Origin of the sequence: Nonomuraea indica, from assembly GCF_002850745.1 — a bacterium.
In the GTDB taxonomy this organism is placed as follows: Bacteria; Actinomycetota; Actinomycetes; order Streptosporangiales; family Streptosporangiaceae; genus Nonomuraea; species Nonomuraea indica.
Window position 1 is genome coordinate 435,004 of sequence record NZ_KZ559466.1, and the last position, 23,678, is coordinate 458,681.

Here is a 23,678-nt window from a genome sequence, read left to right on the forward strand (position 1 = left end):
CGTGGCCCCATCATCACACCTGCCCCGTGGCGGCCGCGTCACGGGTGGACCTCGGCGGAGACGGCGTGCCCCAGCTCCCCGGCCAGCCGGACCAGCCGGCGGTGCGCCCGTACCCCGGCCGCGCCCGCCGCGTCGTGCGGGACCGTGCGCAGCTCGTCGTCCTCGACCACCGTCTGCCCGCCGACCAGCAGCCGCGCCAGCGGCGGCTGGCGGGTCGCGAAGACCAGCGCGCACACCGGGTCGGCCACCGCTGCGGCGAAGGCGCCGTCCGTCCGCCACAGCGCGAGGTCGGCGAGCTTGCCCGGCTCCAGCGTGCCGAGCTCCCTCTCCCGGCCGAGGTTGCGCGCCCCGCCGAGCGTGGCCAGCTCCAGTGCCTGCCTGGCGGTCAGCGCGGTCGGCCCGTATCGGGCCCGCTGGAACAGCAGCGCCTGCCGCATCTCGCCGGACAGCCCGGTGAGCTCGGCGGAGGCGCTGCCGTCGACGCCGAGGCCGACGTTCACGCCGCGCCGCAGCATCTCCGAGACGCGGGCGATACCGGCGCCGAGCCGGCCGTTGGAGGTGGGGCAGTGCGCGGCGCCGGTGCCGGTCGCGGCGAGCGCGCCGATGTCGGAGTCGCTCAGGTGCACCGCGTGCGCCACCCACACGTCGGTGCCGAGCCAGCCCAGCTTCTCCATGTACGCCACGGGCCGCAGCCCCGTCTGGCGCACGCAGAGCTCCTCCTCGTCGAGCGTCTCGGCGAGGTGGGTGTGCAGGCGGACGCCCTTGTCCCTGGCCAGTTCCGCCGACCGGGTCATCAGCTCGGCGCTGACGGAGAACGGCGAGCAGGGGGCGACGGCGACGCGCAGCCTGGAGGAGAACGACGGGTCGTGGTAGGCGTCCACCGCCTCGGCCGTGGCGTCGAGGATGTCGTCGAGCCGTTCGACCACCTCGTCGGGCGGCAGCCCGCCCTGCGACCGGCCGCGGTCCATCGAGCCGCGGGCCGGGTGGAAGCGCAGGCCCACCGCGCGCGCGGCCTCGATCTCGGCGGCGAGCAGGTCGCCGCGTCCCGCGGGGAAGAGGTAGTGGTGGTCGCTGGAGGTGGTGCAGCCGGACAGCGCCAGGTGGGCGAGGCCGGCGGTGGCGGCGCCCGCGACGACGTCGGCGTCCATGGCGGCCCACACCGGGTAGAGCGTCACCAGCCACTCGAACAGCGTCGCGTCCTGGGCGAGGCCCTGCGAGGCCCACTGGTACAGGTGGTGGTGGGTGTTGACCAGGCCGGGGGTGGCCAGGCAGCCGGACCCGTCGATCCGGGTGGCGCCGGGCGCGGCGGGCGCCTCGGCCATGGGACCGAGCGCGGCGATCCGGTCGCCGGTGATCAGGACGTACCCGTCGGCGATCTCGGGGCCGGCCACGGGCGCGACGTACACGTTCTCGATCAGCGTGGACGTCACGGCGCCGCCTTGCGCGCCGCCGCGAGCCGGACGGCGTCCAGGATCTTCTCGTAGCCGGTGCACCGGCACAGGTTGCCCGCCAGCGCCTCGCGGATCTCCGCGTCGCTGGGCCGCGCCACCCGCTCGATCAGGTCGTGCGCCTGCACGACCAGGCCGGGCGTGCAGAAGCCGCACTGGACCGCCCCGCACTCGACGAACGCCTCCTGCACCGGGTCGAGGCGGTCGCCGTCGGCCAGGCCCTCCACGGTGCGCACCCGCCGGCCCTCGGCCTGCCCGGCGGCGACCAGGCAGGCGCAGACGGGCGTGCCGTCCAGGTAGACGGTGCACGAGCCGCACTCGCCCTGCTCGCAGGCGTTCTTCGAGCCGGGCAGGCCGACCCTCTCGCGCAGCACGTACAGCAGGCTCTCGCCCTCCCACACGTCGTCCACGGTCTCCTCGCGGCCGTTGACGGTGAACGTGACGCGCATCAGGCGGCCCTCCTTCCCAGGTGGTCGTCCCACGCCCAGGTGAGCGTGCGGCGGGCGAGCACGGCGATGGCGTGCCTGCGGTAGGCGGCGGTGCCGCGCACGTCGTCGATCGGCGCGGCGGCCGCCGCGCACAGCTCGCCGAAGCGGCGCAGCAGCGCCGGGTCAAGCGCCGCCGACCAGTCGAGCTCGGCGCTCAGGAACTCCTCGGCCGCCGTCGCCCGCAGCGGGGTCGGCGCGGCCGAGCCGATGCCGGTGCCGACCCGCCGCTCGCGCGGGTGCAGCGCGACGGCGAAGGAGCACACCGCGATCACCATGGCGTTGCGGGTGCCGACCTTGGAGAAGTACTGCGGCCCGGCCGCGCCGGCGACCCTGACGGCCCTGATCAGCTCGTCGGGCAGCAGCGCCGAGCGCTTGACGCCCAGGTAGAACTCCGCGGCCGGGATGAGCCTGACGCCCCGCTCGCGTGACTCGACCTCCACGACGGCGCCGGCGGCGAGCAGCGGCGGGTGGCAGTCGCCGGCGGGCGAGGCGGCGCCCAGGTTGCCGCCGACGGTGCCGCGGTTGCGGATCTGCGGCGAGCCGACCGTCCGCGACGCCTGCGCCAGCCCGGGCAGGGCGCCGCCCAGTTCCTCGACGACAGTCGTGTACGGCACGCCGGCCCCGACGCGGTGGACGCCGTCGGCCTCGCTCCAGGTGCGCAGCTCGGCGACCCGGGTGAGGTCGAGCAGGGCGGGGGGCCTGCGCACCCCGAAGTTGATCTCGACCATCACGTCGGTGCCGCCCTGCAGGGGCACCGCCTCGGGCCGCTCGGCCTTGGCGGCCAGCGCCTCCTCCCACGTCGTGGGGCGCAAGAAGTCCATCGCTACTCCCAGGCGAATGCGGCGTCAGGGGCGTCCTCGCGCAGCACCGCGCCCTCGATCAGCCCGTACGGGCGGTCGGCGGCGTGGTACACCTCGCCCTCGTTGTCGAGGCCGAACGGCGCCAGGTCCACGAGGAAGTGGTGCCTGTTGGGCAGGGCCAGCCGCACCTCGCAGATCTCCTCGCAGGTCCGCAGGGCCCGCTCCCCCATCGCGTACAGCGTCTGCTGCAGCGACAGGCTGTGCGTGCCGGCGAACGCCTCCAGCAGGCTCTGCCGCACCCGCGCGTAGGAGGAGGCGTAGGAGAGGGTGTCGCCGGCGTGCCGCCAGCGGGCCGTGACGGCGGTGGCGAGGACGCGGTCGGCGGCCGGTGCGAGGGTGGTGTACTGGTCCACCGCGAAGCCGTGGAACTCCGAGCCGGTCGTGTTCAGCAGGACGAGGTCCGTCAGGCCGGACACGACGGTGGTGCGGCCGTCGCGGTCGTGGTGCACGACGCAGGTGCGCACCTCGCCGCCGTCGCGCACGAACGAGTGCGGGGTGACGGGGACGCGGCTCCAGCCGTACTCCTCGATCTCGACACGGGCGTGGTGGATCGCCGGCTGGGAGCCGACGAAGTGCCGGGCGAGCAGCAGGGCGAAGTCCTCGATCTGGTCCACGCCGTGCTTGCCGGCGAAGGCGTAGACGGTGTTCTTCTGCGTGTCGGTGGGCAGCACGGCGGAGTTGTCGCCGGTGAGGTGGACGGGCTCCATCGCGCCGGACAGGGAGGTGCTGACGTTCAGGTCCTTGAGGTGGTGCGTGGCGCCGTCCCTGGTGACGCGGACGAGCCTGGTCTCCGCCTTGCCGTAGCGGTTGGGCCCCAGGATGATCGGCATCTAGCTTCCCCGGTAGGTGGAGTAGGCGTACGGGCTGAGCAGCAGCGGCACGTGGTGGTGGGCCGAGGGGTCGCGCACGGTGAAGGCGATGACGACCTCGGGGTAGAAGGTGTCGTCGAGGTAGCCGCCGGTGTCGAAGACGACCCGGTTGACGCCGGGGCCGGCCGTCCAGCCCTTGATGCGGCCGTCGCCGTCGGTGCGGCCCTCGGCCACGACCCGGCCGTCGTGTTCCAGCCGGACGCGGAGCCCGGTGGCGGGGCGGCCGGTGACCGCGTCGAGCACGTGGGTGGAGAAGCTCACGGGGCCTCCCCGAGGAGCCCGGCGATCCGCAGCCGGGTGATGCGGGCCAGGTGGCCTCGGACGACGCCGCGTTCGGTGGTCTCGTCGTTGCCGAGGCGTCCGCGCAGGTCCGCCAGCATCTCGGTCCCGGTCAGGCCGGTGGCGCAGACCAGGTAGACGTGGCCGAAGCGGTCCTCGTAGGCGCGGTTGCCGTCGGCGAGGGCTTGGCGCAGGTGGTCCTCCACTCCGGCCTGCTCCTGCCGCGACCAGGCCGCCTCCCGGCCGTCGCCGCCGGGGCGGGCGCCGATGCGGGGGTGGGCCGCCAGCGCCTCCAGCACGTCGGGCCAGTCGAGGGCGCGGACGGCCGCCTCGGCGGCTCCGGCCAGCTTCTCGGGGCCGGTGTACGGGCGGCCCGCGGCGACGGTCGCGGCGAAGGCGCGGGAGGCGCAGCAGGCCAGCACCTCCCGCTCGGCCTGCTCGGGCGCCAGCGCGTTGAACCGGTCGAGGCCGGCGAGCGTGTGGGGCATGCCAGCAGTACACACATGTCGGTCGTGCCCGGTCCATCCGTAAGAACTCTCAACTGTCCAACCGGTTGTCCACGAGTTTTCGTGGCATGCTCCAAGCCGTGCGGCGCGGGACGCCCCAGCGGGCTCCGGGCGGGCTCGGGTGACGGGTGGGGGCCCATAAACTGGGTTCCATCATGACCCCACGCTCTCTCATCGGCGGACACGTGTCCGTCACCGGCGGCCTGGCCACGGGCGGCCTGAAGTACATGGCCGAGATCGGCGCCGAGATGATCCAGGTGTTCGTCACCAACCCGCGCGGGTGGGCGCTGGCCGAAGGCAAGCCGGAGCAGGACGCCAAGCTGGCCGAGTCGGGCGTCGACACGTTCGTCCACGTGCCCTACCTCGCCAATTTCGGCTCCCCCAGCCCCGAGACGCTCGACAGCTCCGTCGCGCTGGTCCGCCACACGCTGCGGCGCGCCGTCGCCATCGGGGCCAGGGGCGTGGTCGTCCACACCGGCTCGGCGGTGACCCAGCCGCGTGACGCGGCGATGCGTCAGCTTCACGAGCACCTGCTGCCGCTGCTCGAGGAGATCCCCGACGGCGGGCCCGACCTGCTGCTGGAGCCGATGGCCGGCCAGGGCGCGATGCTGTGCGCCACCGTCCAGGACCTGGAGCCCTATCTCGCGGCGCTCGACTGGCACCCGCGGGCCGGCGTCTGCCTCGACACCTGCCACGCCTTCGCCGCCGGTCATGACCTGCGGACCGCCGACGGGGTGCGGGAGACGTTCGACGCCCTGCACAAGATCGCCCCTGGGCGGCTGAAGCTGATCCACGCCAACGACTCCAAGGACGACTGCGGCTCCAAGAAGGACCGCCACGAGAACATCGGGGCCGGCCTCATCGGCAGCCAGGCGTTCGCCGACCTGATGCGCCATCCTGCGGTGGCCGGCGTGCCGATCTGCATCGAGACCCCCGGCAAGGCCGACAAGCACCGCGCCGACATCGAGGTGCTCAAGCGGCTGCGCGACGGCTGAGGCCCGTCTCCGTCCACGCGGCGTCCTCGCAGTGTCCTCGCGGCGTCTCTCGCGGCGTCCTCGCGGCGTCTCTCGCGGCGTCCTCGCGGCGTCCTCGCGGCGTCCTCGAAGGCGCGGGGAGGCGGCCGAGGCCACGCCCACCGGCGCGTCGCCCAGGTCGGCGGCGACTCGGCCGGCGTGGCCGGCGGACGACGCGCCCCCGTCCGCCCTGCCGGGCGCCTCAGCCGGCTTCGCCTGTCGGCGAGGCCTCCTCGGGCCGGATGTTGTGGTTGCCCGCGAACAGGTTGCCGGGGTCGTAGTGACGCTTGACCGCCGCGAGCCGCTCGTAGGTCGGCGCCGGGTAGATCGCGGCGACGTCCGCCTCGGTAGCGGAGGCGAGGAAGTTGGCGTAGGCGCCGTTGACGTGGGGTGCGAGTGCCGTCCAGAGCGTGTCCAGAGCGGGACGCGCCGCCTCGACCACCGGCTGCGGACCCACGACGGTGGTCACGACCATCAGCTCCGCTCGGCGATGCGCGTAGGCGGTGGCGTCGTGGGGCACCCGGGAGACGGCGCCGCCGACGCTGCGAACGGCGATGAACGGCGATCCCTGCGATGCCCCGGCCTTGGCGAGGAGCCGGAGGACCGCGGGCACCGCCCCCTCGTCGACGAACGCGCTGCGGGTGACCAGCCGGATGCCGGGCGGCGGGGTGACGCCGTCCACGAGCGTGCCCGCACAGGGCCTCAGCGCGACATCGTCACCGATCACCGTGCCGAACCGGCGGATCGGGTCGATGGCCTTCGCGGCGAGCTCCGGGTCGTCGCCGTCGAAGACGACGCGGATCTCGACCGGCGCCTCGGGCCCGCCCGCGAAGGGATTGGCGAACTCCGCGACGGAGGTGAGCTCTTCGGGGGCGGTGCGGAGGTGGTCCGCCCAGCGCCGGAGCACGGTGGCCGCCTCCGACGCCGGGAAGGCGATCCTGCCGTAGAAGACGTCCGTCGTCGGATGCGCCGCGAACTCGAAGGCGGTCACGACTCCGAAGTTGCCGCCGCCACCGCGAATCGCCCAGAACAGCTCCGGGTTCTCCCCCGCGCCGGCCCGCACGACCGCTCCGCCGGCGGTGACCACCTCCGCGGCGACCACGTTGTCCAACGCCAGGCCGTACTTCCTGACCTTCCAGCCGATGCCGCCGGTCAGCGTCAGCCCACCGACGCCGACGCCCCTGGTGTCGCCGGAGGAGATCGCCAGGCCGTGCGGGGCCAGGACGTCGGCGACCTGGCCCCAGGTGGCGCCGCCGCCGATCCGGACGAGGTGGCGTTCCTCGTCGATGATCTCGACGCTCGCGAGCAGTCCGAGGTCGATCACGACACCGCCGTCGTTGGTGCCGAAGCCCGCGAAGCCGTGGCCGCCGCCCCGCACGGACAGCGCCAGCCCCGCGGCGGCGGCGAACGTCACACCTGCCTGCACGTCGCCGACGCTCTTGGGCCGAAGCACGTAGGCGGGGCTTCCCGACGCCAGCACCGAGCGGCTGGCCGACGCGTACTCCGCTGCTCCGGGTTCGATGATGTCGCCGCCGAACTCACGGCGAAGGGTCTCAAGCGCTGAACTCATGTCGTTCCTTCCATGGCGTCGCCCCGCGGGTGGGATCGTGTGCCGCGCGGATCGCCGGCGCTGCATCCCGGCGAGCATGAGACCCCGGCGGCCCGATGCTTGTGACAGCGCGGCCGATGTGAGCCGCGTCACCGCCCGTGGATGTCACATCACGGCGGGGGGCGGGGTCTCATGCATGCACGGCCGCGAACGAACAGGGCAGGAAGCAGTGATGAGCGAACACAGCGGGCATCGGACGGACTCGGCCACGGACCCCGCCACCGAGGCGTTCCTCACCCACCGCAATCTGCTGTTCACGATCGCCTACCAGATGCTCGGCTCGGCCGCCGACGCCGAGGACGTCCTGCAGGAGACCTGGCTGCGGTGGGCGGGCGTCGACCTCGACACGGTGCGGGACCGGCGCGCCTACCTGGTCCGCGTCGCCACGCGGCAGGCGCTGAAGCGGCTGCGTACGCTCGGCCGGCGCAAGGAGTCCTACGTCGGCCCGTGGCTGCCCGAGCCTTTGCTGACCGCGCCGGACGTGGCCGAGGACGTCGTGCTGGCCGACAGCGTGTCGATGGCGATGCTGCTGGTGCTGGAGACGCTCCAGCCGACCGAGCGGGCGGTGTTCGTGCTGCGCGAGGTGTTCGATCTGTCCTACGACGAGATCGCCGACGCCGTCGGCAAGAGCCCGGCCGCGGTACGCCAGATCGCCCACCGGGCACGGGCCCACGTCGCCGCCCGCCGGCCGCGTGGGGTCGTCTCACCGGCCCAGACCCGTGACGCGCTGGAGGCGTTCCACCGGGCGGTCGAGACGGGCGATCTGCAACGTCTGCTCGACGTCCTCGCGCCCGACGTCGTCCTGCTGACGGACGGCGGCGGAATCGTGCCGGCCTCGCCGTCGCCCGTCGTGGGAGCCGGTCAGGTGGCCCAGTTCCTGTACAGGATCCCTCCCGGTCGATCGCTGGAGCCCGCACAGGTCAACGGCCACCCCGCCCTGATCGTCCGGGTCGGCGACGAGGTCGACACCGTCATCGCGGTGCGCGTCGAGGACGGCCTCATCGCCGGGCTCTACGCCGTCCGCAACCCCGAGAAGCTGTCGCACGTGGGGCGGGAGACCACGGTGAGCCGCTGAGCCGTGCCGGACCCGGTGGGGTCGTGTCGGGGCGCCCGCCCGCGACCCGGCGCCCCCGTCCGGCCGGCTCGCGCTCTGCCCGCTCTGCGGAGCGGGCGCCCCTTCACGTACCCGGCGGGCGGGCCCCTACCCCCGGTCAAGGGCCCGACAGCCGTGGTGACCCTGTGGTCACCGGTGAGTCCGGCGCATCAGGCGACGGTGAGCCCCCCGGCTCGTCCACCCGATGCGCCGGAGTGGCTTGTCCGATGCGGAAACACTACGAGTGCGATCTTGTGGCCGACACCCTGTTCCCGCACAGCGCGGCGAACGGTCTGTAGTCATCGACATACGGAGCGTGTTCGGCGGACGAACGGTAGGTGTGGCGCGACGAACGGTCACTCAAGGGGCTCGCGGGCACCTCACGCACCCCCGGGCGCCGGACGCACGGGAGTAGCCCGGGAGCCTCGACGGCATCCCGGGCGGCGGACGCACGGAAGCGGCCGGGAGCCTCGACGGCATCCCGGGCAGGGCGGCGCGAGGGCACGCCCTCTCGCCAGAGGGTCAGGAGAGGGCGGCGCGATGCTGGTGGACGAGCTGCTCGCGGACCTGGCGGGTGTGGCGGCGGCTGACCTTGAGGATCTCGGTGCCCACCGTCAGCGTCACCCGCCCTCCCTCGAACCTGAGCTCGCTCACATGCCGGCTGGACACCAGCGTGCTCCGGTGCACACGGATGAAGCCGGCCTCGGCCCAGCGGCGTTCGAGGGCGGCCAGCGACATGCGCACCAGGTAGCTGCCGTCGACCGTGTGCAGCCGGACGTAGTCGCCCTTGGCCACGGCGAACCACACCGACTGCTGCGGCACGAACCTGGTGCGCCCGCCCAGCTCGACCGGGATGACGTCGTCCTGGCCGGCCTCGGCGGCGGCGGGCGCGGCGGCCGCCTGCAGCCTGCGCACGGCCTCGGCCAGGCGGGCGGCGCGGACGGGCTTGAGGAGGTAGTCGACGGCCTCCAGCTCGAACGCCTGGACGGCGCACTCCTCGTGCGCCGTGACGAAGACGAGCTTGGGCGGGCTGGGGAAACCGCCGACGAGCCGGGCCAGGTCCAGGCCGCTGAGGCCCGGCATCTGGATGTCGAGGAACACCCCGTCGAGGCGCTCGCCGGTGCCGATCATCTGCACCATGTCCTGCAGTGCCGTGACCCCGTCGCAGGCGGTGGTCACGTGCTCGACCCGGGAGTCCTGGCGGAGCAGATATGCCAGCTCCTCCAGTGCGGGCTGTTCGTCGTCGACGGCCAGGAGACGCAGCATGCCATCTACGCTGACGCAAGAACGCCAAGGTCACAAGCGATACGCAAACCCTGGGTAAAGATTTGGCCACAATGGGTCACCGGCGAGACTCCGCGGAGCCTCAGGGCGGCCCCTCGCCGGGCTCCTCCTGATGGGAGTAGCGCTGCTCGCGCCACGGGTCGGCCACGTTGTGGTAGCCACGCTCCTCCCAGAAGCCGCGGCGGTCCTCGAGCAGGTACTCCACGGCGCGCACCCACTTGACGCTCTTCCACGCGTACAGGTGGGGGACGACGGCCCGCACCGGGAACCCGCGGTCGAGGCTGAGCGGCTTGTCGTCGAGCTCCAGGGCGAACAGCGTGCCGGGGGCGGTGAAGTCGGACATCCGCAGGTTGGCGCTGTAGCCGTACTCGGCCCAAATCATCACGTGCCGGACGCCGGGGTCGGGTGGCGCGGCCTCGATGAGGGTGGCCGGGCTCACGCCCCGCCACTCGTTGCCCAGGAGCGAGAACTTGGTGACGCAGTGGAAGTCGGCGAGCACGCTCTTCCGGGGCAGGCTCTCGAACTCCGGCCAGGTGAAGCGGTGCTCCTTGCCCGAGGCGGTCGCCCCGAAGACGCTCAGGTCCCAGCTCTCCGGCCGGAACGGGGGCACCCTGCCGTAGTGGATCACGGGCCGGCCGCGCGGGACGTACTGGCCCGGGGGCAGGCGCGACTGCTCCACGATCACTCCCCTCGCACGATCTCGCGGTCGTGAGCCATCCTCCCATCGGGCGGGAGATGGTTCGCGATCGGGTGGGGTGCGCTAGCATTACGCGTTATGCGCACCGCGTGGCTGTTTTGGTATGGCGACGGACCCGAGTCCGTTCGCCATCTGAGGCTGCGCTAGCAGACAGGCGAACGAAAGGCCCCGGGTCCGTTGCGGACCCGGGGCCTTTCGCGTTCCCCGGCATCTTTCCCACCCGCCTACTTCCGCAGTTTTGTCGGACAAGGAGACAGCACATGGTCATCGTGATGGGCCCCGAGGCCACCGGTGAGGATCTCGCGTCGATCGTCACGGTCGTTCAGTCGGCCGGCGTCGAGGCGTTCGTCAGCAAGGGCGTGCAGCGCACGATCGTCGGGCTGGTCGGCGACGTGACGCAGCTCGACGCGGCGGCGCTGCGCGGCATGCGCGGGGTCGGCGACGTGATGCGGGTGTCGGCCCCGTACAAGCTGGTGAGCCGGGACAACCACCCCGACCGCTCGACGGTGCGGGTGGGCGGGGTGCCGATCGGCCCCGCGACGGTGACGCTGATCGCCGGCCCGTGCGCGGTGGAGACGCCGCAGCAGACGCTGGAGGCGGCCCTGATGGCGAAGGCGGCGGGGGCGACCCTGCTGCGCGGCGGCGCGTTCAAGCCGCGCACGTCGCCGTACGCGTTCCAGGGGCTCGGCGAGGAGGGCCTGCGCATCCTGGCCGACGTGCGGGAGGAGACGGGCCTGCCGATCGTGACGGAGGTGGTCGACGCGCAGGACGTGGAGCTGGTCGCCTCGTACGCCGACATGTTGCAGGTGGGCACGCGCAACGCGCAGAACTTCGCGCTGCTGCAGGCGGTCGGCGCGGCCGGGAAGCCGGTCATGCTCAAGCGGGGCATGAACGCCACGATCGAGGAGTGGCTGATGGCGGCCGAGTACATCGCGCAGCGCGGCAACCTCGACATCGTGCTGTGCGAGCGCGGCATCCGGACGTTCGAGACGGCCACCCGCAACACGCTGGACGTCTCGGCGGTGCCGGTGGCGCAGCGGCTGTCGCACCTGCCGGTGATCGTGGACCCGTCGCACTCCGGCGGGCGGCGCGACCTGGTGCTGCCGCTGACCCGCGCGGCCATCGCGGTCGGCGCGGACGGTGTGATCATCGACGTGCACCCGCAGCCGGAGCTGGCGTTGTGCGACGGGCCGCAGGCGCTCGTGGACGGCGACCTGGAGGAGCTGGCGGGCGTGCTGCGCGAGCTGCCGCCGCTGCTCGGCAAGGCCGCCGCGGCGACGCTGACCGGCTGATCCCGGCACGTGGGTCCCGGGGCCGGTGTGCGGCGGCACCGACCCCGGAACCCGCTTCAGGGAGCCTGAAGGCCGACTGCTAGGCTTCAGTCAATCTGAAGGTTCTGGGAGGCCCCATGGAAGCCCTGACATCGCCGGTCCGCCGCTTTCCCAGGGAGGCGGCGTGAAGGTCCCGCTGACCCTGCGCATCGCGGCCGCGGTGGAGGCCGCCTCGCTGGCGGCGCTGCTGACCAATCTGGCGACCGTGCACCTGAAGCCGGTCACCACGCTGCTCGGCCCGACGCACGGCGCCGCCTACCTCATCGTCATCCTGAGCACCCTGGCGAGCCCCACCCCGGCGGCCGTCCGCCGGCTCGCTCTCATCCCGGGCGTCGGCGGCCTGCTGGCGTTGCGGCGGCTCCGTCGCCGGCCCCTGGCCCTGATCCAGGAGAAGTGACCATGCCGGATCAGCCGACCCGCTTCTCCCGCCGTTCCCTGATCGTCTCGATCGCCGGCACCGCGGGGGCGGCCGGCGCGGGCGTCGCCTCGGGGGCGGGCGCCCGCGCGACGGAGCCGGTGGTTCAGGTCAGCGGCGCGGCGGTGCGGGGCGCCGAGCCGTTCCACGGGCCGCACCAGGCGGGCATCGCCACACCGCAGCAGCAGTACGGGTTCTTCGCGGCGTTCGACCTCGAACGCGCGGATCCCCGGAGCGGCAAGCGGCTGTCCACCGGCCAGGTCGCCGCCAACTTCCAGCAGCTCATGGAGCAGTGGACGGCGGTCGCCGAGCGGCTGACCCGCGGCCTGCCGCCCGGCCCGAGACCGGTCCCCCGCCCCGGGGTGCCGGCCGACTCCGGCATCGCCGACGGCCTCGACCCGGCTCGGCTCACGCTGACCTTCGGCCTGGGACCGGAGCTGTTCGAGCGGATCGGCAAGGCGGAACGACGGCCGCGCCGGTTGGCCCCGCTGCCGGAGTTCGGCACCGATCGGCTCGAGCGCGCCTGGTGCGGCGGCCAGTTGCTCGTGCAGATCTGCGGCGACGACCCGCAGGTGATCAGCCGCGCCTTCCGCGCCGTGCGCGGCCGCGCGCCGGGGCTGGCCCGGCTGCGCTGGAGCCAGCAGGGCTTCCTCGGGCTGTTCGGTGACGCCACCCCGCGCAACCTGTTCGGGCACAAGGACGGCACCGCCAACCCCCGGCCCGGCACACCGGCGTTCGACGAACGCGTCTGGGCCGGCTCGGACGAGCCGGACTGGTTCGCCGGCGGCACCTATCTCGTCTTCCGCAAGATCCGCATGGACCTGCCGAAATGGGACACCACGACGGGGCGGGAGCAGGACCTGACCATGGGGCGGCGCCGGGACAACGGCGCGCCCCTGAGCGGCGGGCACGAGTTCACCACCCCCGACTTCGCCAAGGTCGGCGCGGACGGCAGGCGCGCGATCCCGGCCGACTCCCACGTGGCCCTGGTGCACGGCATCCCGATGCTGCGCCGGTCGTACAACTACGACTACGCCGTGCAGGCGATCGCCGAGCCGATCCCGGACGCGGGCAAGCGCGGGCACGGCGACGCCGGCCACGACCACGACGGCCACGCGCACGACCACTCCGGGAGCGGCCACGCCAGCTACGACAGCGGCGTGCTGTTCTGCGCCTACCTGCGCGACCCCGCCGAGTTCGTCCGCGCGCAGCGCAAGCTGGCCGCCGCGGACCGGATGAACGCCTTCGTCCGGCACACCGGCAGCGCGATCTTCGCCATCCCGCCGGGCGTCAGGCCCGGGGGGACCCTCGCCGCCGCGCTGTTCCGGGGGAAGTGACCGGCACCGTCAGCGCGGCGGGGCGTCAGGAGGAGGGGTCACCGCCGAACGCGGCGCGGACCGCGTCGCCGACCCGCCGCTGGGCCGGGTCGGCGCCCGGGCCGAACATCCGCTCGTCCACCTCCGCCACCGCCCGCCGGGCGGCCTGCAGCAGGCGGGCGCCCTCGGGGGTCAGCTCGATCGTCGAGGCCGATCCGGCCCGGGAGGTGTGGTCGCGCACCAGGCCGGCCGCGACCAGGGCCTTCACCGAGGCGTGCGCGGTCTGCACCGTGGTGCCGGACATCCGCGCGAGGTCGCTGAACGACACTCCCGGCACGCCGGCGATGTGGCCGAGCAGGCCAAGCCTGCGCACCGTCAGGTCGAGAGGGGCCAGGGCGGCGTTGAGCTCGGCCTCGACCCGGCGCGCCAGCGCCAGCGCGGTGACGGACGTGCTCGCCGCGGGCGTGCCGGTCCGCCCGTCGCCGGTCACGGTCACGGCTCCAGGGTGTATTCCTGGATCGAGTCGGCGAGCTGGACGACGAGCTCCTCGGCGTCCAGCCGCTTCTCGATCTGCTTCAGGTCCTCGATCTTGGCACGGGTCTCGGCGCGCTTGGGGGCCAGCAGGCTGCAGCAGTCCTCGTCGGGCAGCTCGGAGATCTCCAGCGTGCCGATGCGCCGCGCCTCGGCCATGATCTCCGTCTTGTCCCAGCCCACCAGCGGCCGCAGGATGGGCAGGTCCACCGCGTGGTCCTGGGCGGTGATGTTGGCCAGCGTCTGGGAGGAGACCTGGCCGAGCGCGTCACCGGTGATCAGCGCGGCGGCGCGGATGCGGTGGGCGACCTCCTCGGCCGTCTTGAGCATGAGCCGCCGCTGGGCGATGACCGCCAGGCGGTCCTCGCCCGAGGTGCGGATGGACTGCTGGGCCTTGCCGAACGGCACCACCCACAGCCGGGACCCGCCCTGGAACCGGTCGAGCTTCCTGACCAGCGCGTACGCCTTGTAGATCGACTCGGACGTGGTGAACGGGATGCCCGAGAAGTGCAGGAAGTCGACGTGCAGGCCGCGCCGCATCATGCGGTAGGCCGCGACGGGCGAGTCGATGCCGCCCGACATGAGCACCAGCGCCCGGCCGCTGCTGCCGACCGGCAGGCCGCCCTGCCCCGGCAGGCCGCCGGTGAAGACGAACACCTCGTCGCGGTCGACCTCGATGAACAGGGTCAGCTCGGGCTTGCTCAGGTTGACGGGCAGGCCGTACTCGTCGTTGATGGCGCCGCCCACCAGCCTGTCGAGCTCGTTGGAGCGCAGCGGGAAGCGCTTGTCACGGCGGCGGGAGCGGACCGCGAACGACGCGCCGCGCGCGACCTCCTCGCGGTCGCGCAGCAGCTCCAGCCCGGCCTTGAGCACCGTGTCGGGGTCCTTGGCGACGCGCCAGGCCTGGTGGATCCACACCAGGCCGGGCACGTCGGCGACCCGCTGGGCGACGGCCCGGGCCTGCTCGGCGGTGGCGCCCGTGGGCAGGAAGACCGCGATGACACCGTGCCGGCGGCGCACGTCGAGCTTGAGGTCGAGCTCCTTGAGCGCGGCGCGGATGTTGGCGATGAGCCGGCGTTCGAACAGCTCGCGGTTCTTGCCCTTGAGGACGATCTCGCCCAGCTTGAGCAGAACGCACGGCTCGCCCAGGGCGGACATCGTCATGGCGGGACCTCCGGAGGAAGAAGGGGACGGCGCTGTGGGCAACGCCGCGACCATCGAGTTTAGTCCGCTCCCGTCGGTGAAACCGGCAGCCCCTGGCTCGTCACGCCCCGACACGCCCGATTGACAGATAGTCCGGATATCCATGCAAATGGGACAAGCATGCTGCAACAATCCGGAGACCCCTAATGCAAGGAACTTGAATCATGTCCTCCGCTGTTACCCATTTCGCCCATGGCTTCATCACGCCGCTCCTGGCGTACGTGATGTCGTGCATGGGGTCGATGCTCGGACTGCGGCTGACCGCTCAGGCCCATGCCTCCCGGGGCGGCGCGCGGGTGCGATGGCTGCTCGGCGCGGCCGTCTCCATCGGCGGCACCGGCATCTGGGTCATGCACTTCATCGCCATGATGGGCTTCCAGGTCGACGGCACCCAGATCCGCTACGACGTCCCGCTGACGGCCGTGTCGGCGGTGGTGGCGATCGTGGTGGTCGGCACCGGCCTGTTCCTCGTCTCGTACGGCGGCGGCCGCATGCTCGCGCTGCTCGGCGGCGGCCTGCTGACCGGGCTCGGCGTGGCGAGCATGCACTACCTCGGCATGTACGCCATGAACATGTCGGCGCACGTCTCCTACGACCGCACGATCGTGGCCGCCTCCGTGGCCATCGCGGTGATCGCCGCCACGACGGCGCTCTGGTTCACCCTCCGGGTCAAGCGCCCGATCTGGATCACTCCGGCCGCCCTCGTCATGGGCGTGGCCGTCGCGGGCATGCACTACACCGGCATGTTCGCGATGGAGGTCACGGTCGATCACCAGGCGGGCGTCGTGGAGGGCGCCGACGCGCTGGACTTCCTGGTGCCCCTGATGACCGTGATCAGCCTCATCACCCTGACCATGCTGCTCATGGTCATCCTGTCGCCGTCGGAGGAGGAGCTCAACGAGGACGCCGAGCTGGCGGCCCGGCTGGAGCACCGGCGCCGCGCCTCCGCGCAGCCGATCACCGCGACGCCGGTCGCCCAGTCGTCGTTCGCCGCGCCCGCCGAGCGCCACGCGGCCCAGCGGCCGGTCTTCGCCGCACCCGTCCCGGGTGCGCAGACCGCCGGCGAGCAGGGACCGTACCCGGGCGCGTACGGCCCGCAGCCGTCCCACCAGCCGGAACCCGCGGCGCCGGATCGCGCCCCCGGCCGGTCGCGGGGCGCCAGGCCCCGGCGCGGCCGGTGACAGAAACCGGCAGGCGGCCGGGTCGTGCGGCCGCATGCGACGGGGGGCGTGCCGGAGATGGGGTTCTCCGGCACGCCCCCCGCTGCTTCGACCAGGTCCCGGGGTGCGGCTCGCGGCGCGTGGTGGGCCGCCGACTCTGCGCGGCGAGGACCGTACCCCGTCGGACGAGGTCGTGGCGGTGACCCCGCGGGACAGAACGTACGGCCCTGCGCTTGCAAGCCGCTTTCACTCAGCCGAAGAAGACCTCCGCCTCGGCGTAGCGGGAGGCGGGCACGGTCTTGAGCTCGGCGGTCGCCTCGTCGAGCCCGACGCGCACGATGTCGGTGCCGCGCAGCGCCACCATCGTGCCGAAGTCGCCCTCGTGCGCGGCGTCGATCGCCTGCAGGCCGAACCTGGTTGCCAGCACCCGGTCGTACGCGGTGGGCGTGCCGCCGCGCTGGATGTGGCCGAGCACGGTGGTGCGCGCCTCCTTGCCGGTGCGCTTCTCGATCTCCTTGGCCAGCATCTCGCCGATGCCGCCGAGCCGTACGTGGCCGAACGCGTCGAGCTCGCCCGCCTGGAGCGTCATCTGCCCCTCGACGGGGTGGGCGCCCTCGGCCACCACGATGATCGGCGAGTAACGGGTGCGGAAGCGCGACTCGACGTACTCGCAGACGCGGTCGATGTCGAACGGCTTCTCGGGGATGAGGATGACGTTGGCCCCGCCCGCCATGCCGGCGTGCAGCGCGATCCACCCCGCGTGCCGGCCCATGACCTCGCAGATCAGCGCCCGGTGGTGGGACTCGGCGGTCGTGTGGAGCCGGTCGATCGCCTCGACGGCGATGTTGACGGCCGTGTCGAAGCCGAAGGTGTAGTCGGTGCCGGACAGGTCGTTGTCGATGGTCTTGGGCACGCCCACCACGTGGACGCCGCGGTCGTAGAGCTGCTTGGCGACGCCCAGGGTGTCCTCGCCGCCGATGGCGATCAGGGCGTCGACGCCGGTGGCGGCGAGGTTCTCCTTGATCCTGTCGACGCCGCCGTCGATCTTCATGGGGTTGGTGCGCGACGAGCCGAGGACGGTCCCGCCGCGCGGGAGGATGCCCCGTACGGCCTGGATGTCCAGTGGCATGGTGTCGCCTTCCAGCGGCCCTCGCCAGCCGTCGCGGAAACCGACGAACTCGTGGCCGTAGACGCCGACCCCCTTCCGCACGACAGCCCTGATCACGGCGTTGAGACCGGGGCAGTCGCCGCCCCCGGTCAGCACTCCAATACGCATGACGGGTTCCTCCCGATGAGCTTCAGGACCAGAATCGCATTGTGCCCGCCCGTCTGGCGAGTGGTCTAGACCAAGACGTGAAGCGATGATCGCCAACCTCGTACGGGGGCCGCCTCACGACGGCTCGCCGGGAGGCCGACCCGCGGCTGGGGAGGCAGGGCGCGACGGGCCGGGGCGCGCGGCGGGGCCCTCGGCGAAGCGGGTCAGCAGGTTGCGGGTGGCCCTCCGGGTGAAGGCGGCGGCGGCCCCGGTCACGCCGTGACGGCACCGCCGGCCGCGCATGCCGCACACCCAGCGCGTCGTCCCCGCGGCGAACACCCCTGCCCCGCTGGGCGCGGTGTAGTACGTGGTGGTGCCCTCGGTGGCCCGGCCGGCGCAGTCCACGGGCGAACGGGCCAGCACCTGGACGCCCGCCGGCGACCGCGGCGAGACCCGGTCGGTCTCCACGCCCGCCAGCCCCGGGAAGCGCCTGCCGCGCGTGCCCTCGAAGATCCAGTGGCCGGGCCTGCCCACCACGTAGGCGCCCTCGGCCGGATAGCAGTCGAACCCCTGCCCGACCAGCGCGCTCTCCGGCTCCGACGCCTGCCAGGGCAGGCACCGGCTCTCCTTGTCACACATGATCATCCGACCGTGCAGGGCGATCCGCCAGAAGACGGCGCCTGCGCCGAGGAAGGCCAGGTTCACGCCCCGGTCGCGGGCGCGGGTCAGCGCCGCCCGCATGCCGGGCGAGTAGTACTCGTCGTGCCCCAGGGACACGACGGCGCGGGCCCCGTCCAGGGCGCCCGGCCGCAGATCGAGGCTCGTCAGGTACGCCAGCGGCACGCCGCTGCGCTCGGCCACCGCGATGGCGTCACGTTCGAAGGCCAGGAAGTGCCGGGCGCCCGTCCCGTCGTACGGCCGGTCGAAGGTGATCTTGCGCGACCGGCCGGCAAACCCGCCGGGGCCCTGGTAGAGGCTGCGCCCGCCCCATCCGTTGTACGCCTGCCAGGTGGTGACGGCGTTGACCAGCACCACGCGGCCACGGGTCGAGGCCGAGCGGACGGTGACGGGGACGTACCGCTGGGCCCCCGTCGAGGCGTCCAGCCGCACCAGGTAGGCGCCCTCGGGCCAGCCGGTGGTGTCGACCGTGACGGAGGGCCTCCAGTGAGCGGCGGTCACCATGTCCTCGACCACCAGCGCGGGCGGCTGCCGCACTCCGGGCAGGGGGCCGGAGCGCCACACCGGCGTGGGGCGCGCCCCCATGCGGAAGGCGCGCGCGGTGAACGCGGGCGCGGTCGTGGAGACCAGCAGCCGGAACCGCTCGCCCGGCAGCACGCTGACCCGGTCGGCGTACCCCTCGATCTCGTGCTCGGCGCCCCGGCGGGTGATGCGCCACGACGCCCGCTCCCGCGCTCCCGCCGCACGAGCCGCGCCCACGGCGACGGCTCCGGTCGCGCGGCCCGCCTTGGCGACGGCTCCGGTCGCGCGGCCCGCCTTGGCGGCGGCTCGCGTCGCGCGGCCCGCCTCGGCGGCGGCTCGCGTCGCGCGGCCCGGCTCGGCGGGGGCGCCCGCGGCGGGAGCGGCCGTACGGGGCCCGGCCGCCTCGCCGGGTCGGGCGTCGGGTGCGGCGGCGCCGCAGCCGAGGGCGAGCAGGGCGAGGGCGGCGATGGGCTTGCGCACGGGCCCCATCGAAGACGACCGCGCCCGCCCGGCACACCGGCTTGGCCGACACCTGACGCGCCCCTTACCCGCCCTTACCGGACCACGACCGCGCCGCACCACGACCGCGCCGCACCACGACCGCGCCCGCAGCACCGCGCCGCACCGCACACGCCGCACCGCACACGCCGCACCGCACACGCCGCACCGCGCCGCGCCGCACACGCCGCACCGCGCCGCACACGCCGTACCCGCCGCACCGGGAGAGGCGCTGCCCGGCTCCCACCCGGCCGGGCCTGCCGCCCGGCTACCGGATGAGGACGCAGGCCGGGCTCTCCACCTCGTAGGCCTGCCCGGTCGGGGCCGGCACCCCCGCCTCCAGCGCGAACACGGCGACCGTCCCGGAGTACTGGTTCGCCACGTACAGGCGCCCGCCGCCGATCGCGAAGTGACGCGGCCACCGGCCGCCCGAGGGGACCTCGGCCACGTGCGTGAGGTCGTCCGCCCGCAGCACCGAGACGGTGTCGGGCCCCCGGTTGCCCACGTACAGCAGCCCGTCCGCGAGGTCGAGGTGGGAGGGCTGGTTGGGGCGCGCGATCCGCGAGGCGGGAGCCGCGGCGGTGCGGCCGTCACCCTCCAGGACGTGCACGTGGCCGTCCAGCTCGCCCACCACGTACAGGCGCGGGCCGTCGACGACCATGTGGCGCGGCCCGGTGCCCGGCGGCAGCGTGATCGGTTCGAGCGGTGTGCCGTCGAGCACGTAGCGGCGGATCTCGTCGGTGCCGAGGTCGGTCACGTGCAGCACGTCCTCGTGGAAGACGGCCTGGTGCGCGTGCGAGCACTCCTGGCGGTCGGCGACCGGCCCCGTCCCCTGGTGGCGCAGCACGATCGGCTCGCCGGCGAACGCCCCCCGCGGGTCGAGGCGGTGGATGCTCGCCGTGCCGTCGCCGTAGTTGGCCACGGCGAGCAGCTCACCCGACGGGTGCACGGCCACGTGGCAGGGGCTGTGGCCCTCACTGGAGCGCTCGGCGAGCGGCCGCAGCCCGTCATCGGCGATGGACAGCGCCGTGAGCCAGCCGCGGGCCAGCTCCCCTACGGCGTACAGCACCGGGAGCGAGGGGTGGGCGGCCAGGAACGACGGGGAGGCGAGCCGGGTCAGCCCGCCGCCGGGTGTGACGATGCCCGGGCCGTACCCGCCGATGTAGAGGTTCACAGCATCGGTCCTCTCATGGTTGACTTAAGCAATGAATTCATTGACCAAAGCAAGGGTCTCTGAGATCAGAGCGTTCAACCGGTTCTATACGAAGGTCATCGGGGTTCTCCAGGCAGGCATGCACGACTCGCCCTACTCGTTGACGGAGGCGCGGGTGCTGTTCGAGCTGGCGCACGCCGAGCCGATGGAGACGGGCGAGCTGCGCGGCCTGCTCGACCTGGACGCGGGCTACCTCAGCAGGATCCTCACCCGCTTCGAGGCCGACGGCCTCATCGTCCGCGAGCGCTCGGCCACCGACGCGCGCAAGCAGGTGGTACGGCTCAGCGAGGCGGGCGTGCGGGTGTTCCAGGCGCTGGACGCCCGTTCGGCCGAGCAGGTCGAGCAGCTGCTCGCCGGGCTGAGCGAGGGCGGGCAGGAGCGGCTGGTGGCCGGGATGGCCGCCGTCAGGCAGGCGCTGGGCGAGCCCGGACGGCCGGAGCCGTACGTGATCCGGGCGCCGCGCACCGGCGACCTCGCCTGGGTCGCCTACCGGCACGCCGAGCTCTACCACCGTGACTACGGCTGGGGCACGGAGTTCGAGCAGCTCGTGTGCCGGATCGTGGGCGGGCTGGACCTGTCGCGCGACCGGGGCTGGATCGCCGAGGCCGGCGGCGAGCGGGTCGGCAGCGTGTTCTGCGAGCACGGCGACGGCGTCACGGCGAAGCTGCGGCTGCTGCTGGTCGAGCCGTCCGCCCGAGGGCTGGGTCTGGGACGGCGTCTCGTCGAGGAGTGCGTGCGCCACGCGAAGGACGCCGGCCACCGGCGGATCACGTTGTGGACCCGCGACTGCCTGGTGAGCGCGCGGCGCATCTACGCGGGCGCCGGGTTCGTGCTGGAGTCCGCCGAGCAGGGCACGGAGAACGGGATCGAGGTCGTCGACGAGATGTGGACGCTCGACCTGTGACGGCCGGGGTCCCCCGAGCCCGGAGCGGTCATGGGCGGAAGGGGCCCGCGACCTCGAAGGTGTGGCCGCCGGAGGGGTCTGCGGCCGTGCCGAGCTGCGAGGAGAAGTAGAGCCGGCCGCCGTCGGGCGAGAACGCCGGGCCCTTGAGCGCCGACCGGTCATGACCGTCGAGGGCGAGGAAGGGCGTGATCGTGCGGTCGGGGGTGATGACGTCGATCCGCATCGCGTCCCTGGCCACGTACAGATCGCCGGACGGGCTCGCGGTGACCGCGCGCACGCCGTCGCAGACCCGTTCGAGCGCGGAGGTCTGCGCGTCGTAGGCCCACAGTCCATTGTCGCCCTTGGTGGTGAAGTAGCAGACGCCGCCGGCGTAGTGGCAGCCCTCGCCGCCGTCGAAGTGGCGGGCGTCCTCGACCTGGTGGCGGGTCGCGTGCAGCAGCGCGGCGGGCGAGGGCACCGGGCGCCAGCGGCCGGACTCGCACAGCACCTCCAGCACGCCCTCGGTCAGGTCGCCCCAGTCGCCGGGCCGGAACCGGTAGAAGCAGCCGTCCGCCTCGCCCTCGGTCAGGTAGACCACCTGCCGGTCGGGGTCGCAGGCGGCCGCCTCGTGCCGGAAGCGTCCCATGGCCAGGCGCGGGCGCGCGGCCCGCTCGCCGTACGGGTCGCACTCGAAGACGCGCCCGCGGTGGCCCAGCTCGCACGACAGCCAGGTGTGCCACGGCGTGGCGCCGCCCGCGCGGTTGAGGTCGGTGCCGGACAGGATGCGGTAGGCGTCGGCCACCGAGCCGTCGGCGCCGAACCGGATCGCGGACGCGCCGCCGAGCAGCGGCAGCTCGGAGTTGGACACGTAGATCCAGCCGGCGCCGTCGGGGAAGCACGCGCCCCCGTCGGGCGCGGCATGCCAGGTCAGCCCGGCCACCTTGTGGCCCGAGCGCGCCACCACCCGGCCGGTGAAGCCCGCCGGCAGGGCCAGGCCACCGGGGCCGGCAGGCTCCAGCGGGCCGTACGGGCCCACCGCCTGCCGCCGCAGCGGCCCCGCGCGGAGGAGAGTCTTGTGGGACATGTCAGGCGCCTCCCTCTGGTGCCACGCTAGTCGACAGCACCGACGTGAATGGGAGGGATCCGGGACGTCGAACACTGCGCGAACCCGGGCCCACCAGTCCTCCGCAATCCCCCATCAGGCGACACTTCCCCCTGCCCGCCCGGTCACGCGTCCCGTCGCCGAGGTCCGGGCACGCGAGAGCCCGGGGCCGTCACGGGCTCCCGGGCTCGGGCGAGGTCAGCGCTGGGCCTGGAACATCCAGCGCTCCTTGTCGATGTCCTGGGCGATCCGGATGAACAAGTCCTGCGTGGACTTGTCCGGCTCGTCCGTGGCCTCGATCCGTTCGCGCATCCGCCGTCCGACGCCCTCGAGGATGTCGGTCATCGTCGCGACCACCTTGCCGTCCTCGATCCACCCGCTCTCCGGCTGGGAGATCTTGGTGGAGCGGCCGAGCGTGGCGGAGCGGCCGTCGGGGTTGATGCCGAGCGCGGCCGCCCGTTCGGCGACGGTGTCGGCGTGCTCGCGGGCGAGCGCGACCAGCTCGTCCAGCTGGAGGTGGATCGGCCGGAAGTTGTGGCCGACGATGTTCCAGTGCATCTGCTTCGCGACCAGCGACAGATCGACGAGATCGACCAGGGCGCCCTGCAGGGCCTCGGCGACCGTGTTCTTCGCGTCGCCCGAGAGCGGACCGGTGATCGTAGCCATGGTGTTTTCCTCCCCGTTGTCCTACGTCTCATCTCTTATGAGCGAAAACGTATGGTTTAATCCTCCATTGACACTGCAATAGTGACAGTGTCATTGTGAGGGTATGAACGAGACCTGGACCATCGGCGAGCTGGCCGAGCACGCGGCCGGTCTGCTGCGCGACGGGCAGCGCGGCAACGGCCGGGTGCGCGAGGTGCCGGGCGAGCGGCTGATCCGGTGGTACACGACGATCGGCCTGGTCGACCCGCCGCTGTCCAGGCGCGGCAGGATCGCCCGCTACGGCAGGCGGCACCTGCTCCAGCTCGTGGCGGTCAAGCGGCTGCAGGCGGCGGGCCGCTCGATCGCCGACATCCAGGCGGCCCTCGCGGGTGCCACCGACGCGATGCTGGAGGCGTTCGCCGAGACGCCCGACGGTCCCGGTGGCGGCGGGTCCGGCCGCGACGGGTCCGGCCGCGAAACTTCCGGTGGCGGCGCTTCCCGTGGCGGCGCTTCCGGTCGCCACGATTCCGGTCGCGACGCCGGGAGCCGCGAGACCGCGGGCTGCGGTGACGGTGACGCGGCACGGGAGCGGGCACGCTTCTGGGCGCGCGCTCCGCTCGACCGCCTCGCCGACGCGGACCGTACGGCATCAGACCGTCCGGTGCAGGACCGCGCGGCAGTAGACGGTCCGGTGCAGGACGGCGCGGCAGGAGAGCGCGTGGCGCGAGACCGTGCGACGGGTGCGACCGCGACGGCGGGGGGGGGGCCCGCCCCCCGGGG

At 73.4% G+C, this 23,678-nt stretch carries 24 protein-coding genes; 8 read left to right on the top strand and 16 right to left on the bottom strand.

Annotated features, from left to right (window positions below; genetic code table 11):
• Positions 1–38: 38 nt before the first annotated feature.
• From CXR44_RS02020 to uraD, 6 genes are read right to left on the bottom strand one after another with little or no spacing between them, the layout of a single operon-like run.
• Entirely contained in the window at positions 39–1,430 is a 1,392-nt protein-coding gene (locus tag CXR44_RS02020; RefSeq protein ID WP_219601633.1) for an 8-oxoguanine deaminase, read from the bottom strand.
• Positions 1,427–1,897: a (2Fe-2S)-binding protein gene (locus CXR44_RS02025; RefSeq protein ID WP_101783085.1), complete on the bottom strand. Its 471-nt coding sequence runs from the start codon at positions 1,895–1,897 to the stop codon at positions 1,427–1,429. Before CXR44_RS02025 ends, CXR44_RS02020 begins: the two co-directional genes overlap by 4 nt.
• Entirely contained in the window at positions 1,897–2,757 is an 861-nt protein-coding gene (locus CXR44_RS02030; RefSeq protein ID WP_101783086.1) for an FAD binding domain-containing protein, read from the bottom strand. The genes CXR44_RS02025 and CXR44_RS02030 overlap by 1 nt, the downstream gene beginning before the upstream one ends.
• A gap of 2 nt (positions 2,758–2,759) precedes the next feature.
• Positions 2,760–3,626, bottom strand: a complete 867-nt coding sequence (pucL, locus tag CXR44_RS02035; protein ID WP_101783087.1) for a factor-independent urate hydroxylase — start codon at positions 3,624–3,626, stop codon at positions 2,760–2,762.
• On the bottom strand, positions 3,627–3,926 hold the full coding sequence (uraH, locus tag CXR44_RS02040) for a hydroxyisourate hydrolase (protein WP_101783088.1): 300 nt from the start codon (positions 3,924–3,926) through the stop codon (positions 3,627–3,629).
• Complete coding sequence (gene uraD, locus CXR44_RS02045; RefSeq protein WP_101783089.1) at positions 3,923–4,432, bottom strand: 2-oxo-4-hydroxy-4-carboxy-5-ureidoimidazoline decarboxylase; 510 nt, start codon at positions 4,430–4,432, stop codon at positions 3,923–3,925. The genes uraH and uraD overlap by 4 nt, the downstream gene beginning before the upstream one ends.
• Positions 4,433–4,605: 173 nt before the next feature.
• Here uraD and CXR44_RS02050 point away from each other — a divergent pair, with 173 nt between their 5' ends.
• On the top strand, positions 4,606–5,445 hold the full coding sequence (locus CXR44_RS02050) for a deoxyribonuclease IV (RefSeq protein ID WP_101783090.1): 840 nt from the start codon (positions 4,606–4,608) through the stop codon (positions 5,443–5,445).
• A 220-nt stretch (positions 5,446–5,665) separates the two neighbouring features.
• Here CXR44_RS02050 and CXR44_RS02055 read toward each other — a convergent pair whose 3' ends face one another.
• Positions 5,666–7,033, bottom strand: a complete 1,368-nt coding sequence (locus CXR44_RS02055) for an FAD-binding oxidoreductase (protein ID WP_101783091.1) — start codon at positions 7,031–7,033, stop codon at positions 5,666–5,668.
• Positions 7,034–7,244: 211 nt separating this feature from the next.
• On the opposite strand from CXR44_RS02055, the gene CXR44_RS02060 reads away from it, so the two are divergent.
• Positions 7,245–8,147 carry an RNA polymerase sigma-70 factor gene (locus CXR44_RS02060; RefSeq protein WP_101783092.1) on the top strand — a complete coding sequence of 301 codons (903 nt, stop codon included), beginning with the start codon at positions 7,245–7,247 and terminating at the stop codon, positions 8,145–8,147.
• Between the two features lie 540 nt (positions 8,148–8,687).
• Here the strand turns inward: CXR44_RS02060 and CXR44_RS02065 are convergent.
• Positions 8,688–9,431 (bottom strand): LytR/AlgR family response regulator transcription factor, encoded by a 744-nt coding sequence (locus CXR44_RS02065; protein WP_101783093.1) that lies wholly within the window; start codon positions 9,429–9,431, stop codon positions 8,688–8,690.
• Between the two features lie 100 nt (positions 9,432–9,531).
• Complete coding sequence (locus CXR44_RS02070; RefSeq protein WP_219601634.1) at positions 9,532–10,128, bottom strand: molybdopterin-dependent oxidoreductase; 597 nt, start codon at positions 10,126–10,128, stop codon at positions 9,532–9,534.
• 278 nt (positions 10,129–10,406) lie between these two features.
• Between CXR44_RS02070 and aroF the strand changes: the two genes are divergently transcribed.
• The 3 genes from aroF to CXR44_RS02085 all read left to right on the top strand — a co-directional run bounded on the left by aroF (position 10,407) and on the right by CXR44_RS02085 (position 13,229).
• Positions 10,407–11,438: a 3-deoxy-7-phosphoheptulonate synthase gene (gene aroF / locus CXR44_RS02075; protein WP_101783095.1), complete on the top strand. Its 1,032-nt coding sequence runs from the start codon at positions 10,407–10,409 to the stop codon at positions 11,436–11,438.
• Between the two features lie 163 nt (positions 11,439–11,601).
• The gene (locus CXR44_RS02080; protein WP_101783096.1) at positions 11,602–11,874 is read left to right on the top strand and encodes a hypothetical protein; all 273 of its coding nucleotides are present in this window, start codon (positions 11,602–11,604) and stop codon (positions 11,872–11,874) included.
• Between the two features lie 2 nt (positions 11,875–11,876).
• On the top strand, positions 11,877–13,229 hold the full coding sequence (locus CXR44_RS02085; RefSeq protein WP_101783097.1) for a Dyp-type peroxidase: 1,353 nt from the start codon (positions 11,877–11,879) through the stop codon (positions 13,227–13,229).
• Positions 13,230–13,254: 25 nt separating this feature from the next.
• On the opposite strand, the gene CXR44_RS02090 is transcribed toward CXR44_RS02085, so the two are convergent.
• Together CXR44_RS02090 and thiI are read right to left on the bottom strand one after the other, a co-directional pair.
• Positions 13,255–13,704 carry a MarR family winged helix-turn-helix transcriptional regulator gene (locus CXR44_RS02090; RefSeq protein ID WP_101783098.1) on the bottom strand — a complete coding sequence of 150 codons (450 nt, stop codon included), beginning with the start codon at positions 13,702–13,704 and terminating at the stop codon, positions 13,255–13,257.
• Entirely contained in the window at positions 13,701–14,903 is a 1,203-nt protein-coding gene (thiI, locus tag CXR44_RS02095) for a tRNA uracil 4-sulfurtransferase ThiI (RefSeq protein ID WP_101783099.1), read from the bottom strand. The genes CXR44_RS02090 and thiI overlap by 4 nt, the downstream gene beginning before the upstream one ends.
• Before the next feature lie 203 nt (positions 14,904–15,106).
• On the opposite strand from thiI, the gene CXR44_RS02100 reads away from it, so the two are divergent.
• Positions 15,107–16,123: an MHYT domain-containing protein gene (locus CXR44_RS02100; RefSeq protein ID WP_245898754.1), complete on the top strand. Its 1,017-nt coding sequence runs from the start codon at positions 15,107–15,109 to the stop codon at positions 16,121–16,123.
• Between the two features lie 229 nt (positions 16,124–16,352).
• Here the strand turns inward: CXR44_RS02100 and CXR44_RS02105 are convergent, their stop codons facing one another.
• The 3 genes from CXR44_RS02105 to CXR44_RS02115 all read right to left on the bottom strand — a co-directional run bounded on the left by CXR44_RS02105 (position 16,353) and on the right by CXR44_RS02115 (position 20,229).
• Positions 16,353–17,378 (bottom strand): 6-phosphofructokinase, encoded by a 1,026-nt coding sequence (locus CXR44_RS02105; protein WP_101783100.1) that lies wholly within the window; start codon positions 17,376–17,378, stop codon positions 16,353–16,355.
• 114 nt (positions 17,379–17,492) lie between these two features.
• Entirely contained in the window at positions 17,493–19,037 is a 1,545-nt protein-coding gene (locus CXR44_RS02110; protein ID WP_101783101.1) for a N,N-dimethylformamidase beta subunit family domain-containing protein, read from the bottom strand.
• Positions 19,038–19,323: 286 nt separating this feature from the next.
• Positions 19,324–20,229 (bottom strand): lactonase family protein, encoded by a 906-nt coding sequence (locus CXR44_RS02115; RefSeq protein ID WP_101783102.1) that lies wholly within the window; start codon positions 20,227–20,229, stop codon positions 19,324–19,326.
• 118 nt (positions 20,230–20,347) lie between these two features.
• Here CXR44_RS02115 and CXR44_RS02120 point away from each other — a divergent pair, with 118 nt between their 5' ends.
• Positions 20,348–21,172: a bifunctional helix-turn-helix transcriptional regulator/GNAT family N-acetyltransferase gene (locus CXR44_RS02120; RefSeq protein ID WP_245898756.1), complete on the top strand. Its 825-nt coding sequence runs from the start codon at positions 20,348–20,350 to the stop codon at positions 21,170–21,172.
• A gap of 28 nt (positions 21,173–21,200) precedes the next feature.
• Here the strand turns inward: CXR44_RS02120 and CXR44_RS02125 are convergent, their stop codons facing one another.
• Both CXR44_RS02125 and CXR44_RS02130 read right to left on the bottom strand, forming a co-directional pair.
• Positions 21,201–22,235 carry an alkaline phosphatase PhoX gene (locus CXR44_RS02125; protein ID WP_101783104.1) on the bottom strand — a complete coding sequence of 345 codons (1,035 nt, stop codon included), beginning with the start codon at positions 22,233–22,235 and terminating at the stop codon, positions 21,201–21,203.
• A gap of 216 nt (positions 22,236–22,451) precedes the next feature.
• On the bottom strand, positions 22,452–22,919 hold the full coding sequence (locus CXR44_RS02130) for a Dps family protein (RefSeq protein WP_101783105.1): 468 nt from the start codon (positions 22,917–22,919) through the stop codon (positions 22,452–22,454).
• A gap of 103 nt (positions 22,920–23,022) precedes the next feature.
• Between CXR44_RS02130 and CXR44_RS39975 the strand changes: the two genes are divergently transcribed.
• Positions 23,023–23,678 (top strand): MerR family transcriptional regulator (locus tag CXR44_RS39975; protein WP_219601636.1); only part of this gene is annotated, 656 nt, incomplete at its 3' end.

What these genes read in the sequence shown, in the direction of transcription:
- CXR44_RS02025 (WP_101783085.1), bottom strand. Translation starts at nt 1,897, where the DNA reads ATGCGCGTCACGTTCACCGTCAACGGCCGCGAGGAGACCGTGGACGAC.
- CXR44_RS02030 (WP_101783086.1), bottom strand. Translation starts at nt 2,757, where the DNA reads ATGGACTTCTTGCGCCCCACGACGTGGGAGGAGGCGCTGGCCGCCAAG.
- pucL (WP_101783087.1), bottom strand. Translation starts at nt 3,626, where the DNA reads ATGCCGATCATCCTGGGGCCCAACCGCTACGGCAAGGCGGAGACCAGG.
- uraD (WP_101783089.1), bottom strand. Translation starts at nt 4,432, where the DNA reads ATGCCCCACACGCTCGCCGGCCTCGACCGGTTCAACGCGCTGGCGCCC.
- CXR44_RS02050 (WP_101783090.1), top strand. Translation starts at nt 4,606, where the DNA reads ATGACCCCACGCTCTCTCATCGGCGGACACGTGTCCGTCACCGGCGGC.
- CXR44_RS02055 (WP_101783091.1), bottom strand. Translation starts at nt 7,033, where the DNA reads ATGAGTTCAGCGCTTGAGACCCTTCGCCGTGAGTTCGGCGGCGACATC.
- CXR44_RS02060 (WP_101783092.1), top strand. Translation starts at nt 7,245, where the DNA reads ATGAGCGAACACAGCGGGCATCGGACGGACTCGGCCACGGACCCCGCC.
- CXR44_RS02065 (WP_101783093.1), bottom strand. Translation starts at nt 9,431, where the DNA reads ATGCTGCGTCTCCTGGCCGTCGACGACGAACAGCCCGCACTGGAGGAG.
- aroF (WP_101783095.1), top strand. Translation starts at nt 10,407, where the DNA reads ATGGTCATCGTGATGGGCCCCGAGGCCACCGGTGAGGATCTCGCGTCG.
- CXR44_RS02085 (WP_101783097.1), top strand. Translation starts at nt 11,877, where the DNA reads ATGCCGGATCAGCCGACCCGCTTCTCCCGCCGTTCCCTGATCGTCTCG.
- thiI (WP_101783099.1), bottom strand. Translation starts at nt 14,903, where the DNA reads ATGACGATGTCCGCCCTGGGCGAGCCGTGCGTTCTGCTCAAGCTGGGC.
- CXR44_RS02100 (WP_245898754.1), top strand. Translation starts at nt 15,107, where the DNA reads ATGTCCTCCGCTGTTACCCATTTCGCCCATGGCTTCATCACGCCGCTC.
- CXR44_RS02105 (WP_101783100.1), bottom strand. Translation starts at nt 17,378, where the DNA reads ATGCGTATTGGAGTGCTGACCGGGGGCGGCGACTGCCCCGGTCTCAAC.
- CXR44_RS02120 (WP_245898756.1), top strand. Translation starts at nt 20,348, where the DNA reads ATGCACGACTCGCCCTACTCGTTGACGGAGGCGCGGGTGCTGTTCGAG.
- CXR44_RS02125 (WP_101783104.1), bottom strand. Translation starts at nt 22,235, where the DNA reads ATGTCCCACAAGACTCTCCTCCGCGCGGGGCCGCTGCGGCGGCAGGCG.
- CXR44_RS02130 (WP_101783105.1), bottom strand. Translation starts at nt 22,919, where the DNA reads ATGGCTACGATCACCGGTCCGCTCTCGGGCGACGCGAAGAACACGGTC.